The organism is Brevundimonas sp. (assembly GCF_013823285.1).
In the GTDB taxonomy this organism is placed as follows: Bacteria; Pseudomonadota; Alphaproteobacteria; order Caulobacterales; family Caulobacteraceae; genus Brevundimonas.
Window position 1 is genome coordinate 1 of the sequence record NZ_PNLV01000009.1, and the last position, 12,499, is coordinate 12,499.

General features: G+C 68.7%; 15 protein-coding genes. 7 read left to right on the top strand and 8 right to left on the bottom strand.

What is annotated here, in order from left to right; all coding sequences use genetic code 11:
* Positions 1 to 1,392 (bottom strand): DNA polymerase Y family protein (locus C0461_RS02505; RefSeq protein WP_292103650.1); only part of this gene is annotated, 1,392 nt, incomplete at its 3' end.
* On the bottom strand, positions 1,289 to 1,993 hold the full coding sequence (locus C0461_RS02510) for a hypothetical protein (protein ID WP_292103652.1): 705 nt from the start codon (positions 1,991 to 1,993) through the stop codon (positions 1,289 to 1,291). The genes C0461_RS02510 and C0461_RS02505, both read right to left, overlap by 104 nt.
* Positions 1,994 to 2,216: 223 nt before the next feature.
* Between C0461_RS02510 and C0461_RS02515 the strand changes: the two genes are divergently transcribed.
* The gene (locus tag C0461_RS02515) at positions 2,217 to 2,471 is read left to right on the top strand and encodes a hypothetical protein (RefSeq protein ID WP_292103653.1); all 255 of its coding nucleotides are present in this window, start codon (positions 2,217 to 2,219) and stop codon (positions 2,469 to 2,471) included.
* Between the two features lie 60 nt (positions 2,472 to 2,531).
* On the opposite strand, the gene C0461_RS02520 is transcribed toward C0461_RS02515, so the two are convergent.
* Positions 2,532 to 2,705 (bottom strand): hypothetical protein, encoded by a 174-nt coding sequence (locus C0461_RS02520; protein ID WP_292103654.1) that lies wholly within the window; start codon positions 2,703 to 2,705, stop codon positions 2,532 to 2,534.
* Positions 2,706 to 2,990: 285 nt separating this feature from the next.
* Here C0461_RS02520 and C0461_RS02525 point away from each other — a divergent pair, with 285 nt between their 5' ends.
* Positions 2,991 to 3,485: a recombinase family protein gene (locus C0461_RS02525; protein WP_292103655.1), complete on the top strand. Its 495-nt coding sequence runs from the start codon at positions 2,991 to 2,993 to the stop codon at positions 3,483 to 3,485.
* A gap of 145 nt (positions 3,486 to 3,630) precedes the next feature.
* Here C0461_RS02525 and C0461_RS02530 read toward each other — a convergent pair whose 3' ends face one another.
* A complete protein-coding gene (locus tag C0461_RS02530) occupies positions 3,631 to 3,774 on the bottom strand; it encodes a hypothetical protein (RefSeq protein WP_292103657.1) in 144 nt (47 codons plus the stop codon).
* On the opposite strand from C0461_RS02530, the gene C0461_RS02535 reads away from it, so the two are divergent.
* Together C0461_RS02535 and C0461_RS02540 are read left to right on the top strand one after the other, a co-directional pair.
* Positions 3,769 to 4,287: a hypothetical protein gene (locus C0461_RS02535; RefSeq protein ID WP_292103659.1), complete on the top strand. Its 519-nt coding sequence runs from the start codon at positions 3,769 to 3,771 to the stop codon at positions 4,285 to 4,287. The genes C0461_RS02530 and C0461_RS02535 overlap by 6 nt on opposite strands.
* A gap of 128 nt (positions 4,288 to 4,415) precedes the next feature.
* On the top strand, positions 4,416 to 4,613 hold the full coding sequence (locus tag C0461_RS02540; protein ID WP_292103661.1) for a hypothetical protein: 198 nt from the start codon (positions 4,416 to 4,418) through the stop codon (positions 4,611 to 4,613).
* Between the two features lie 75 nt (positions 4,614 to 4,688).
* On the opposite strand, the gene C0461_RS02545 is transcribed toward C0461_RS02540, so the two are convergent.
* Complete coding sequence (locus C0461_RS02545) at positions 4,689 to 5,072, bottom strand: MerC domain-containing protein (protein ID WP_292103663.1); 384 nt, start codon at positions 5,070 to 5,072, stop codon at positions 4,689 to 4,691.
* Between the two features lie 56 nt (positions 5,073 to 5,128).
* On the opposite strand from C0461_RS02545, the gene C0461_RS02550 reads away from it, so the two are divergent.
* Genes C0461_RS02550 through C0461_RS02560 form a run of 3 tightly spaced genes read left to right on the top strand, consistent with a single transcriptional unit; the run spans position 5,129 to position 7,754 of the window.
* Positions 5,129 to 5,806, top strand: a complete 678-nt coding sequence (locus C0461_RS02550; RefSeq protein WP_292103664.1) for an ATP-binding cassette domain-containing protein — start codon at positions 5,129 to 5,131, stop codon at positions 5,804 to 5,806.
* Entirely contained in the window at positions 5,803 to 7,041 is a 1,239-nt protein-coding gene (locus C0461_RS02555; RefSeq protein WP_292103666.1) for an ABC transporter permease, read from the top strand. The genes C0461_RS02550 and C0461_RS02555 overlap by 4 nt, the downstream gene beginning before the upstream one ends.
* The gene (locus C0461_RS02560; RefSeq protein ID WP_292103667.1) at positions 7,041 to 7,754 is read left to right on the top strand and encodes a DUF3299 domain-containing protein; all 714 of its coding nucleotides are present in this window, start codon (positions 7,041 to 7,043) and stop codon (positions 7,752 to 7,754) included. Before C0461_RS02555 ends, C0461_RS02560 begins: the two co-directional genes overlap by 1 nt.
* Here C0461_RS02560 and C0461_RS02565 read toward each other — a convergent pair.
* Genes C0461_RS02565 through C0461_RS02575 form a run of 3 tightly spaced genes read right to left on the bottom strand, consistent with a single transcriptional unit; the run spans position 7,708 to position 12,445 of the window.
* A complete protein-coding gene (locus C0461_RS02565; RefSeq protein ID WP_292103669.1) occupies positions 7,708 to 8,343 on the bottom strand; it encodes a DUF1826 domain-containing protein in 636 nt (211 codons plus the stop codon). The genes C0461_RS02560 and C0461_RS02565 overlap by 47 nt on opposite strands.
* A 3-nt stretch (positions 8,344 to 8,346) precedes the next feature.
* Complete coding sequence (locus C0461_RS02570; protein ID WP_292103670.1) at positions 8,347 to 10,368, bottom strand: TonB-dependent receptor; 2,022 nt, start codon at positions 10,366 to 10,368, stop codon at positions 8,347 to 8,349.
* Between the two features lies 1 nt (position 10,369).
* Positions 10,370 to 12,445, bottom strand: coding sequence for a TonB-dependent siderophore receptor (locus tag C0461_RS02575; protein ID WP_292103671.1), 2,076 nt, complete (start codon positions 12,443 to 12,445; stop codon positions 10,370 to 10,372).
* Positions 12,446 to 12,499: the final 54 nt, after the last annotated feature.

The window sequence follows — 12,499 nt, forward strand, 5'->3', positions numbered from 1 at the left end:
TTCGGGGCCTTCGGCGCGGATGACCCGGTGGGTGGCGCGCCGCCACTGGAACCGGGCAGGGGGGCTGTCGGGCGCCAGAGCCACGGCCTCGACCGGCTGGGGCGGATCGAACAGGTGCAACGGCCGCAGCTGGGGCGAATCCGGGTCGGGCGCAGGCCAGTCCTCGCCGCGCGGCGTCGCCTGGGCGGGCGCCAGCCGGCTGGATCGCTCCGGCAGGTGAGAGGCCACGGGCGTGACCCGCAGCACTGCCTCAGGCCCCAGCCTGGCGCTCAACTGGTCGATCAGGGCGTCCAGGGCCTCGCCGCCGTGGGGGCGCTGGTCGAAGGCGACCTGCCGGGCCGCGACGGCGCGCAGCTGCTCGGCGCCCAGACGCAGGTGGTCAAAGCCGAAGCCGGGATCCACCGGCCGGCCCAGCGCCGCCAGCCGCTCGCGGAACAGGCGCATGACCACCCCCGCCTCCCGCACGGGGCGGGCGGTCTGCAGGGCGATGCGGCGGACGTGGCCGTCCAGGCGGTACAGACCCAGCACGAACCGCCGCGCGCCCTGACCCCGGCTCTCGAGCTGCTGTTCGGCGTCTGCCAGCAGGTCGGCGATGACGGCGTGCACCGCGTCCAGATCGGTGATGGGTTCGGCCAGCACCCGGTCGGCGGTGACCGGCGACGGCGGACGGTGGGGCGTGATGCGCACATCCACCCGCCCCATCACCCGGTCCAGCCGATCGGGGAAATCGGCGCCGAAGCGGGCGGCCAGCGGCGCCCGGGGCCGGGCGTCCAGATCGCCGAGGGTCTTCAGCCCCGCCCGGCGGATGGCCTGATGATCGCGCGGGTCCAGTTCCATGGCCGCCACGGGCAGGCGCTGCGCAAGGGCCGCGTCCTGCCCCTCCGGCGCGACGCCGCCGGGACCGAACCGGGCCAGGGCTCGGGCGGTCTGGGGCGTGCGGGCGAGCGCCAGCCGGACCTGCAGCCCGAGGCGTTTAGCCCGGGCCCTGACCACGCCGACCATCCGCGCCTCGCCGCCGAACAGATGGGCGCAGCCGGTCACGTCCAGCATCAGGCCGTTGGGCGCGTCCAGCGCCGCCATGGGGGTGAAACGGTCGAAATCCTCCAGCACCGCGCGCAGCAGTCGGGCGTCGGCCTCGCCGTCGTGGGGAACCGCCTCGATCCCGGGTACCCGCGCCTGGGCGTCGGCCAGGGTCATGCCGGGCGACAGTCCCAGCGACAGGGCGGCCGGGTTCGCCGCCGTCAGACGCAGGGCGCCCCGGTCCTTGTCCACCAGAACCACGGGATGCTCAGGCGGCGCGGGATCGGCCTGCGCCCGCCGCAGCCGGTCGGTCGGCAGGACGGGAAACCAGACCGCCAGATGCCGACGGCGTGACGAAACTGCGCGTCTCACGATCCCACTCCATGGTCCATTCGCCGGGCGGCGCGCCGGACCGGCTGCGCAACAGCCGAGCTCGAAAGGCCGGTCGTCCCGGCGCATTGGCGGCCAGCGGCGCGGACGGGGCCGAGGCGATCGACCAACGGGTCTCCGCCGCGCTTGGCGCCGGCTCGGCGTTGGCGCGCACCAGCAGACCCAGGGTCGACCCGCTGCGCGCCGCCATCATCAGTCGCCGGCTGGCGGTCAGGCCGTGGACTTTCGCCTCGCCCCAGCCGCTCATGATCACCGCCCCGGCCGCCCCGCTGCGCAAGGCCTCCTCGCCCGCCGCAAGCAGGGAGGCGGCGTCGGAGACCCGCACCATGATCAGATCGCCGGGATCCAGGCCCCAGGCCGACAGCCCGGGGCCAAAGGGCTCCCCCATCTCGGATCGTCCCGTTGTCTGGAGGATCCACACGGTTGTCCCCGAAACGCTGGATGCCAGACCCAGGGCGAACCCGTGGGCCGCCACCGCCTGGCGGGGCACTTCGGGCAGCACCTCGTGCACCGCATCCGCCCTGACCGCCCCCAGACGCCCGTCCAGCGCCTCAATCCCCAACCGAAAGGGCTGCCCAGGCATGCACGGCCTGGGCTTTAGGGCCGACAGCTGTCGGCGCAGATGGTGAAGGGAAGGCGGCGGAGGCATAAAAGTTCCTGATATGTTCTCTCATATGCCTCTCCTTCCGCCATGAGAGTCAAGCGGAGCGTTGGGCAGAAAACGGCCTGTGCCAGGACAAGACCCGAGAGTCTCTTGACGGAATGCGGCATGAGCGGAATCTATCTGGCCTCAGGAGGGACATGACGTGCCGACACGCAAATCCCTGATCAGATCAACCGCCGGGGTGAGGCTGGAGCGGATCGAGCAACTGAGCGCCCAAGGCAGGGTTCAGCAGCAGCACTTCACGCTTCGGACCCTGCGACCCCAAGCTCCTCGCGTCATCGCCGACGAGACGGCCGCGCTTGACGCCTTTGATCTGGAGGTCATCGCCTCCCTCGCCGATCCTGTGGCGTCGAAACTGGCGGATCATAAGGATCAAGCCGACCGTTCCGGCGCCTGAACGAAAAAGGCCCCGTCGGCGCGAGCCGGCGGAGCCTCATCATGTCACTGCCTTGAAAGGCTAGTCCCCCGTGCCGAACCCGGCGGGGCCGCCGGCGCCCTGCGAGCCGTCGCCGCCTGTAGCAGGCGATCCGGGCTTCTGACCGGGCTGATCGTCAGCGGGCGTCTGACCGGGGGTGTTGCCCTGGCCGGGCTGGCGCGGATCGTTGTCTTGTTCGATCGGTTGGTCGGTCATGATGCTCTCCAGTGGTTGCTCCGATCAACCAGGGGCGAAGGCGCTTGTTCCCGGCTCCCCGACGAACCGGGTTCGCGCCAGGGTGAGATCTGGCGAAGGAGCGGGCCGAAGGTAGTCCCAGCACTGGGGCTTATGCCTACAAGCGACGGGAGCGTGATGGTGGACCGTCAGGCACGGCCCGTCCGATGTCCGCTCTCAGACCAGATCCGAATGTCGGCTGCTGGCGCTTCTCAGTCCTTCAGTCGCCGATGGGCGGCGCTTTCGGACTGGGATGACAGGGTCACGGTGAACGTGCTGCTGTCCTTTGCCCAGTTCGAGCGGGACGTGACGGGGGAGCGCATACGCGACAAGATCGCCGCTTCAAAGGCCAAGGGCATGTGGATGGGTGGCGTCGTGCCCTTGGGATACGACGCGCCCGACAACTCGGGCGACAGGCGTTTGCGCGTCAACGAGACCGAGGCGGCGACAGTGCGGATGATTTTCGATGAGCTCATCGCATGTCGGTCCTTTTATGATCTCCAGCAACGGCTGGAAGAGGAGGGGATACGGTCAAAGGCCGGTCGCTCCCGGCGCGGCGTCGCCTATCCGGGGATGCCTTTCAGCCGGGGGGCCCTTCGCCATCTGCTGCAGAACAAGACCTACCTCGGCCTTATCTGCCACAAGGGCGGGACCTACGAGGGCCGGCATGAGCCTATTGTCGACCAGCATACGTTTGATGCCGTGCAGGGCCTGCTAGAAAAGAGGAGCGCAGTCTGGAAGGCGCGAGGCGCCGAGTCTTGACAGAGCGCCGCTTCGGGGGCGGGTTTTCGATGAGCTCGGGCAACTCATGCGGCCATTGTTCGTCCGGCGGAAGGGGCGCGTATACAGCTATTACGTCGGGCCAGCTCCCTTACTCGGCATAATCGGACCGCAGCAGGCGGACGCCTTACGTCGCGTCCCCTGCGCCGCGCTGGAGGGAATACTTCTCCGACGTCTCGGCCACCTGATTGACCGAGATGAGCGAACGATCAGCATCGATGATCTCCGCAGGGCGGTGGCGCGCGTCGAGATCCGGAGTGATTGCGTGCATCTGGTGGTCGCTCTCAGGGCTCTGAAATATTTCAGGGAGGATTTGAACCCTGCTGCGGCGGTGGAGGCCAGGCTGATCTCCGGCGATCGTGTCCTCGCCGAGGTGAACCGACCCGGGCACATTCGGATCGCCCTACCCATCCGGATGAAGGTTCGTGGAGGGCGGACCTGGTTCAGCCATCAGGGGCGGGAGGTCGGCGCCGATGCAGACGCGGCGAGGTCCGCAGCCCTGAAACGGTTGAGGAGCGCCCATGAAGCATTTGCCCTCGCCCGTCCCGGTCTATCGCCGTTGCGACACGTTGTGCGGACAGCGAGGACGCCTACGGCTGATTTCAGGAAGTACGCGTGGGTCTTCCTCGCTCCCGACATCCAGTCCGCGATCCTGACCGGTGGCATCTCCACCGGGGCAATAGCCAAGCTCAACACTCAGAAGGCGATTCCTCTGAGCTGGGAGGCCCAGCGTCGACTGCTGGGGATAGACGGTGCTGCTCAAGCGGACATGTTGGGCGCGTAAGGTTCGAGTCTCCCCGGCCAGTCCAGGGTGCGCTAGCTGAAGCAGCGCGAGGTCACCGCGACCTGTTCGGCTTCCTGACCAGCGATCCGAACGCCCAGGTGCGGACCGTTCATTCCAAGACCATGCCCGTGATCCTGACCAAGCCGAAGGACTTCGAGATATGGATGACGGCGCAGCGGGAGATCGCGGCCGATCTGCAGCGGCCGCTGTCGGAGGGGGCGCCTCGTTGTCTTGAAACGGTAAGCGCGACCTGGATTGGCGCGCAAGTCTGGAGCGTCGTGATCGGGTCATTCTCGGCGCGGGTCGCAATGTTCGCCGACGGCTGATTTGGGCTCAAAGCGGACCTCTGGCAGGTCCGCAAAACGGATCGCTATGAGGAGCCGAGCTTTGTAGCATCCTTGTCAATGAGCCACGTGGCGGTCCAGTTTGCGGTGCCGCCAGTTGAGCGTGTGCGCCCCGGCCAGCAACAGGGCGCCGGCGACCGTCAGGCCGGTTTCCCAGTCATGCGAGGGAAACGCCGCCACGCCGGCCACCAGAAGCGCCAGACCCGAGCCGGCCAGTATCGCGAGAGACCACGAACGGGTCACGGGACGGCTGAAGGCCCAGAGCGAAACTGGCGCGGCGATCGCCACGAACAGCCAGTGCACCCATTCCGTCTCAGCCCAGACCCCGGCCAGAGGTAGCAGGCTCGCCACCAACGGCAGGGCCAGGCAGTGGGTCAGGCACAATCCCGACACGCCGATGGCCAGACTATCTCCGAGGGCGGCAGTGCGGGCAGCGGGCATGGTCTCTCTCCGGAAGGTTGCCCTTCTATGTGTTACTATATAACACTCAACACAAGATGCCTGATGTCGAGAAATCTCCCCTGCTGCAGACGCACGCCCTGAGGGTCGGGTGGGACGGCGCCGCCGTGGCCGATCTGGACGATCTCGCCCTTGAAGCCCGCGACGCGAGTCTGATGCTCGGGCCGTCGGGCAGCGGCAAGACCACGGCGCTATTCACCCTCGCCGGTCTTCTCCCGCCGGTGGCGGGGGAGGTGCGGCTGGCGGGCGATGCCCTCTGGAGCCTGCCTGCCGCCCGCCGGCGCGCCCTGCGGTCGAGCCGGATCGCGGTGGTGTTTCAGGACATGCACCTGCTGGGCGGCCTGAGCGTGATGGACAATCTGCTGCTGGCGCCGTTCGCGGCCGGGGCGCGGCAGGACCGGGGCGCGGCGATGGGCAGCCTCGAGCGGCTGGGTCTGGCGGGGCTGGCGGATCGCAAGGCCGACGCCCTCAGCCGGGGCGAGGCCCAGCGCGTGGCGGTGGCCCGCGCCGTGCTGATGCAGCCGCGCCTCATCCTGGCCGACGAACCCACGGCCAGCCTTGATGACGACAATGCCGAGCGGGTGGGGCGCCTGCTTGTGGACGCGGCGGCGGACGTCGGGGCGGTGCTGGTGATCGCCACCCACGACCGCCGGCTGATGACGCTCGTGCCGGGCCGGATACCGCTGCGGGCGCCCGGGGCGGAGGTCGCGGCGTGAACCCGTTCAAGCTGACCGCAGCCCTGATCGCCCGACGACCCGCAAGCTGGGCCTTTCACGTTCTGGTTCTGGCCATGGCGGCGGCCGTCACCGGGGCGGTGCTGCTGGTCCAGCAGGCGGCGGAAGAGGGTCTCCAGCGCGATCTGGCCGAGGTCGATCTGGTGGTCGGCGCCGAGGGCAGCCCCCTGCAACTGGTCATGTCCGCCCTGTTCCAGACCGACGCGCCCACGGGGAATATTCCGCTGGGGGAAGCCCGGCGTCTGGCCGCGGATCCGCTGGTCGCCCGGGCGATCCCCCTGTCCCTCGGCGACAGCCTTGGGACGGCGCGCATCGTCGGAACCGAGCCGGCCTATGCCGATCTCTATGGCGCCCGCCTGCGGGACGGGCGCTGGTGGACCGCCCCTCTGGAAGCCGTGATCGGGGCGGAGGTGGCGCGCACCCAAGGCCTCGCGCCCGGCGATGAATTCGTCGGCGCCCATGGTCTGGGAACCGGCGGCGACGCCCATGAGGACCATCCCTACCGGGTGGTGGGCGTCCTGGCGCCCACCGGCGCCGTGATCGATCGGTTGATCCTGACGGATCTGGCCAGTGTCTGGGTGCTGCATGAGGCTCACGCAGCCGAGGCGGCGCCCGAGCATCACGCCCATGTGGGCCACGATCATGGCCATGAGGCATCCCCCCGAACGGAGGCGGCGGCCCGCGAGGTGACGGCCGTTCTGATCCAGTACCGGTCCGCCCTGGGCGCGGTGACGCTGCCGCCGCGGATCGACCGCATCCCCGGACTTCAGGCCGCGTCGCCGGCGCGGGAGGCGCAGCGCCTCAACGCCCTGCTGGGGGCCGGAGCGGGCGCCATGGCCCGGCTGGGGCAGGGGCTCATGCTTGTCGCGGCGCTGGGCTTCGTGGTGGCGACCAGCGCCGCCGTTCTGGCCCGGCGACGGGAGCTGGCCCTGCTGACGGCCTTGGGCTGCGGGCCGATCAGGCTGGCGAGCCTCATCCTGCTGGAGGCCGCCATACTGGGTCTGGCCGCCGGTCTGGCGGGCTGGCTTGGCGCGCGAGGGCTGACCGAGGCCGTGGCGCGATGGGGCGCTTCGCCTCTGGACCTGCCCACGCCGCCGCTCGCGGGCCTTGATGTCCTCCTGATCGCCGGGCCCGTGCTGGTCGCTCTGCTCGCAGGCCTTCCTGCCGCCGTCATCGCCGCGCGCACCGACCCGGTCCGCGTGCTGGGAGAGCGCTGATGGTTCGCTATGCACCGGTGATCCTCGCGGCGCTGGCGCTGGCCGCTTGCGGCGAGCCCTCAGCCACGACAGAGCCCGCGCTCGCCGGCGGCGCCGCGGCCGAAGCGTGGGGAGCCGTGGGGCAGGGCGCCGAGCCGATCACGCCGCCGGCGAGCCCCTCCGCCGACGAGGACGCGCGGGCTTCGGTCGATCAGGACGCGCCGCTGGACCCTCTGGATCAGGCGATGGCCGACCTGCCGCCGATCCAGACCGGGCCCATGTCGTCCGGCGCCGGCGGCCCTTGGGATGACGAACTGGCCGCCGAGCGTCAGGCCCAGCTGAACCTTCCAACGGCGGATGATCCGCTCTGGGACCTGTTGCGCCAGACGCGGGTGACAATCGACGAGCGCACCCAGCTGTTCGAGGCGTCCCACCCCGCCCCGGTCCGCGCCCGCGCCGGACGCCGCGTCACCGTGCGGGGCTACATGCTGCCGCTGGAAGCCACGAACAGGACGGCCCACTTCCTGATCTCGCCTTATACGCCCGTCTGCTATTTCCACCCGCCCGCGGAGCCCAACGAGGTGATCGAGGTTCGCCTCAGCCGCCCCATCGAGGCGGGCTATCATCTGGTGGAGGTGACGGGCGTGCTGCGGCTGTCCAATGACGGAGAGAAGGGCCTGTTCTTCGTCATTCCCGAGGGCTCGGCGCGGGTGATCGAACGGGTGGTGGGCTGACGGCCTGGGGCGCTGCTTCGGGTTCCAGCGACCAGACGTCCAGGGTCAGCACCTGCCGGGGCGCGGCGGGGGATGCGGCGGGCGAGCGGTGAAGCAGTACCGGAAAGTCGGGCCAGGCCTCCCAGCCCGGCGCCGAGCCCTTCATGATCGCTACGTCGCCTGGAAACAGCGTGCGGACCTGGCCCTTCGTCTGGCTGAGCCGGGCATCCAGATCGTCGCCGCATTCGTGCGCGAACAGCCATTCCGTACCCGGCCCGGCATAGGTGGTGATGAGCCTGACGGACACGGCGTCCTGATGAAAGCGGGGGCACTGGCGCTCCCGAACGGTCTCATGACGGCCTTTCCAGAAGAGGCTTCCGCTGACCGCGCAGAAGATTTCTCCGAGCTGCTGGAGATCCGTGTGCAGCCATTCGGGCGCCTGGCCCGAGGTGGAGACCCCGACCCCGTCAAAGGCCAGGAGGATGTCTCTATCCTCATGGAGATCCAGACACGGCGAGGGCCGGTTCCAGACCGCCATCCGCACCTGTGGCTCCCACAGGGTTGAAAAGACCAGAGGGGTCAGACCCTCGACGACGCAGCCGACAGCCATTCTCTAGAAACGTCCGCTGAGGGTGACGGTGACGAATGAGCCCCGGCGTGTGACGCGATCCTCAAATCCCGTGATCGCGCCGGATCGATCGCCCGCGAACAGGGTGCGCCGGCGACGCGTCTCCTGCCCGTTGAGGTCCTGGACCTTCAGTTGCAGCATCAGGCCGCCGGTCAGGCGACGCTCGACGAAGCCGCCCCATCCGGCGTTGTCGCTGTAGCGGGTGAACTCGCTGAGCAGGTAGTCGGTCTGTCGCGCGCGGGCGGTGTAGGCCACACCCCAGCTCCAGGGACTTTCGGGGACGTCGCGGCGGAAGGCCGCTTTGATCCGGGGGTCGGAGGCGCCGCTGATGCCGCGATCTTCACCCGTCACCGGATCCGTGAAGTCCGTATCTAGGAACAGCGCCTCCAGGGTCAGGCGGCTGCCCGACCACAGGGTGTCCAGAGGGATGGTCGCGGCCGCCTTGATCCCGCGATAGGTCGCGTCGCCGACGTTGGCCAGGCCAGGAGCGCCGGACGGCAGCAGGATCTGCTCCAGCACATCGGTGCGGTCTTCGTGGAACAGCTCAAGATTGGCCGCGAAGTCGCCGCTGCCACGGTAGTCCATGGACAAGGCGTACCGGGTGGTCCGCGCGGGCTCGATGTCCGGATTGCCCGCCTGGGTCTGGCCTTCGTTCAGCTCGGCGGACGCCGCGAAGTCGGCGAAGTCGAGTTGGCCGACGGTGGTGCGCACGCCCGCCCGGAGAAGGAGAGGTTCGCTCGGCCGCCAGGCGATGGCGAAGGACGGCTTCAGATAGGTCAGGTCACGGCTGTTGTCCGCGTCGCCGCTGACCGAAATCCTGGAGGCTTCGGCGGCGAGGCCGCCTTCGAGGGTCACCGCAGGGGTGAGGGCGTAGCTGGCGTTGGCGAAGGCTTCTCCGCGCCATTCCTCCACCGTGATATTGGACGCCGGCACAGGCGCGTCGACGCCGTCCACCGTCAGGCTGAAGGTGCTCTCGAGGCGATTGTAGGCGAACTCGCCCCCGACTTCTCCTTTCAGACGTCTGTCCTGGGGGGAGGCGAACCGGGTGCGCGCCACAGCTTCCAGCGGGCGGGACGTGGAGGCGACCCCGACCCGCCCCGGAAGGGGCCCCGCCGCATCCCGCGTTCGCTGATCCTGACCGGCCTCGTTGTCCTCCACGTTCAGAAGGCCGACGGTGCTCCAGCTCCATTGACCCATGGGCCGGGTGAAATCGACACCCAGCTCCCCGATCCACAGGATGCTGTCCAGCGACAGAAGCTCCAGCTGGTCGGGTGCGCCATCCGGAAGCCGAGCCAGGAACCGGTCGCTGGTCTGATCGAAATAATAGAAGGACCGGCCGAACCGTCCCGTCACCTTCAACCTGCCGCCGAGGGCGTCGCGCGTGGCTTCTCCGGAGAGGAAGACGTCCGTGAGGGTGGAGGGGAGAAACACCTCCTGGCTGGACACCACCTCGCCGTCCGGGTCCGTGAAGACGCGCTCGGTCTCGAAGGGATATTCCTCCCAGAAGCCGTTGAACTGGACGGATGTGTCCCACCCTCCCATTTCCCGCGACGCCGTGGCCGCCAGGCGGGGATAGACCATCCCCCGGCCGTTTCGCTCCAGGCCCGCCGACCAGATTCCGGACGTCCCGCCCCGGAGCCGGACGAGATTCAGCACCAGCGCTTGCCCCTGGGCGTCGGCGAGATTGGCGTTGCGAAGCAGCTCCACCCGGTCGATCTGATCCGCCGGAATGCGGCGCAAAGTCTCGCGGATGCCGCCCGATTTGGAGGAGGGCCGGGCGCCGTCGATCAGGACGTTGGAGCCTGAACCGGCCAGTCCGCGCACCGATCCGTCGCCCTCGATGAGAACGAACCCCGGGGTGCGTTCGACGATGTCGAGCGCTGTGCGCGGGTTGAAGGCGGCGAAGTCCGATGCCGGGTAGGTCGTGGTCCCCGCGCTTTGGGCGCGGGCGGGCTCGCCGGCTCCAAGGAGCGCCAGAATGCCGGCCAGGGTCAGCGCCGTGCGCATGTCACCAGCGCCTGCTGAGCGTCAGGCGGGCCGTTCGCGGCGCCTGGGGGTAGATCTGGGAGAAGCCGCCGGTGATGAAGATGGTCTCGTCGTTGACGTTGTCCACGTTCAGCCGGACCTCGTAGCCGCCCGCGAAGGCATAGGCGGCGTTGAGGTCCAGGCGGGTGTAGCCGGGCAGATCGAAATTGTTGGAGGTGGTCGCCGCCTGGCTCGAGGCGTGGAACAGGCCGCCCCCCACCGTCAGGCCCGCCAGCGCACCGTCAAAGGCCCACGAGGTCCAGAGCGCGGCCTGATGATCGGGCACCCCCGCCAGCCGATTGCCGAGCACGAAGCTGTTGGTGTCCTCGGTGATCTCGCTGTCGCTGTAGGCGTAGGACGCCACCACGGTCCACGGATCCAGCGGGCGGGCGGACAGTTCCGCCTCGACGCCGCGAACCCGGATCTCCCCCGCCTGGATGACGAGGTTGAAGTCCACCGGATCGCCGACCACCGCGTCGGTCTTGGTGATTTCATAGGCCGACAGGGTCATCTCGGCCCGGCCGTCCAGGAACAGGGCCTTGGTCCCGACCTCGAACTGTTCGCCGCGCGTGGGCCTCGGCGTCAGGCCGCTTTCCAGCAGGCCCGCGTCAGCTTCATTGCGCGAGGATTGCGCCCAGCTGCCATAGACGGACCAGTCGGGCGTCACGAGATAGGTCAGGCCCGCCCGGGGCGAGAAGGGGCTGTCGGTGCGGGTGACAGCCGGCTCCACGAAGCCTGCCGAGAAGGCGTAGGTCTCAACCTCCTCCAGCCGTCCGCCCAGCAGCAGCCGCCAGCGATCCCAGGCGATTTCGTCCTGGATATAGATCGCGTTGGAGCGGTACTCGTAGCGGCTGTCGCCGGTGGCGATGTAGCTGTCCGGCCGGCCGGTCGGAACCGGATTGTTCAGGTCGATCGGCTGAGCGTAGGCGATCTGGCCGTCGAGGAAGGCGAGCTCGTCCCGGGCATGCTCGACGCCGATCAGGAGGCGATGGGTGAGCGAGCCGGTGGTGACGCGCCCATAGAACTCCGCCTGAAGCGTGAGGTCATCCTGGGTTTCGTTGTAGCTGACGAAATTGCGGTTCACCGTCGTGCCGGAAAGGGCCGGGAAGCCGTAGTTGAAGAACTGCTCCTCTGGCACGTCGACGGCGGAGACGAAGGCCCCCAGCCGCATGCGCCAGTCGTCGGTCAGCCGTCGGTTGAACTCCAGCCCGCCGACCCACTGGCGCTTCTCGATGCGCATGAAGTCTTCGCCGTAGTTCCGGCTGATGGGCTGGTCAAGAAAGACCGGACTGTTGCCCAGGCCGCGGTCGAAGGCGGCGTCGCGGTTGAGATACTCCAGTCGGGCCAGCAGGCTGGTGCGGTCATCGGGCCGCCATTCCACCACCGGCGAGATGAACAGCTGTTCGTTGTCGATCAAGTCGCGATAGCTGTCGGCGTTCTCATAGCCGATGTTCAGCCGTCCCAGCACGCTGCCGTCGGCGGTCAGCGCCCCGGTGACATCCAGCCCGCCGCGCCAGTAATCGTGGCTGCCGCCGACGATGAAGGCCTCGCCCCCGAACTCGGATTGCGGTCGCTTCGAGACGAAGTTGATCACGCCCCCCGGCTCGAACCGGCCATAGAGGGCCGAGGCCGGGCCCTTCAGGACCTCGATGCTCTCCACGCCCTGAAGATCGATCTCCGGCTGGCTCACCGACTGGCGCATTCCGTCGCGCAGGGTCGAAATGTTCTGGAAGCCCCGGATGCGGAACCGCTGGTTGCCGGAGAACCCGATCGTGCGCTGGACGCCGCTGATCGTCTCCGCCGCCTCGCCGATGTTGGAGACGTTGCGCAGATCAAGCAGTTCGCGCGAGACGATGTTCACGGTGAAGGGCGTCTCGATCACAGGCGCGCCCGACTTCGTGGCCGTCTCGCCGGGAATGCGCCCCAGGGGGCGGCCATAGACGGTCACCGCTTCGACCTCCGTGGCCGACGGATCGTTGGTGACGATCGGCGCGTCCTGGCCCAAGGCCGGTGACGACAGCAGCGCGGACAGGCTGACGGTGACGAAAAGCGTTTTCAAGGAAATCCCCCGGTGAACTGAACCTGGTGCTTGTTACGATATAACATTGCAGTT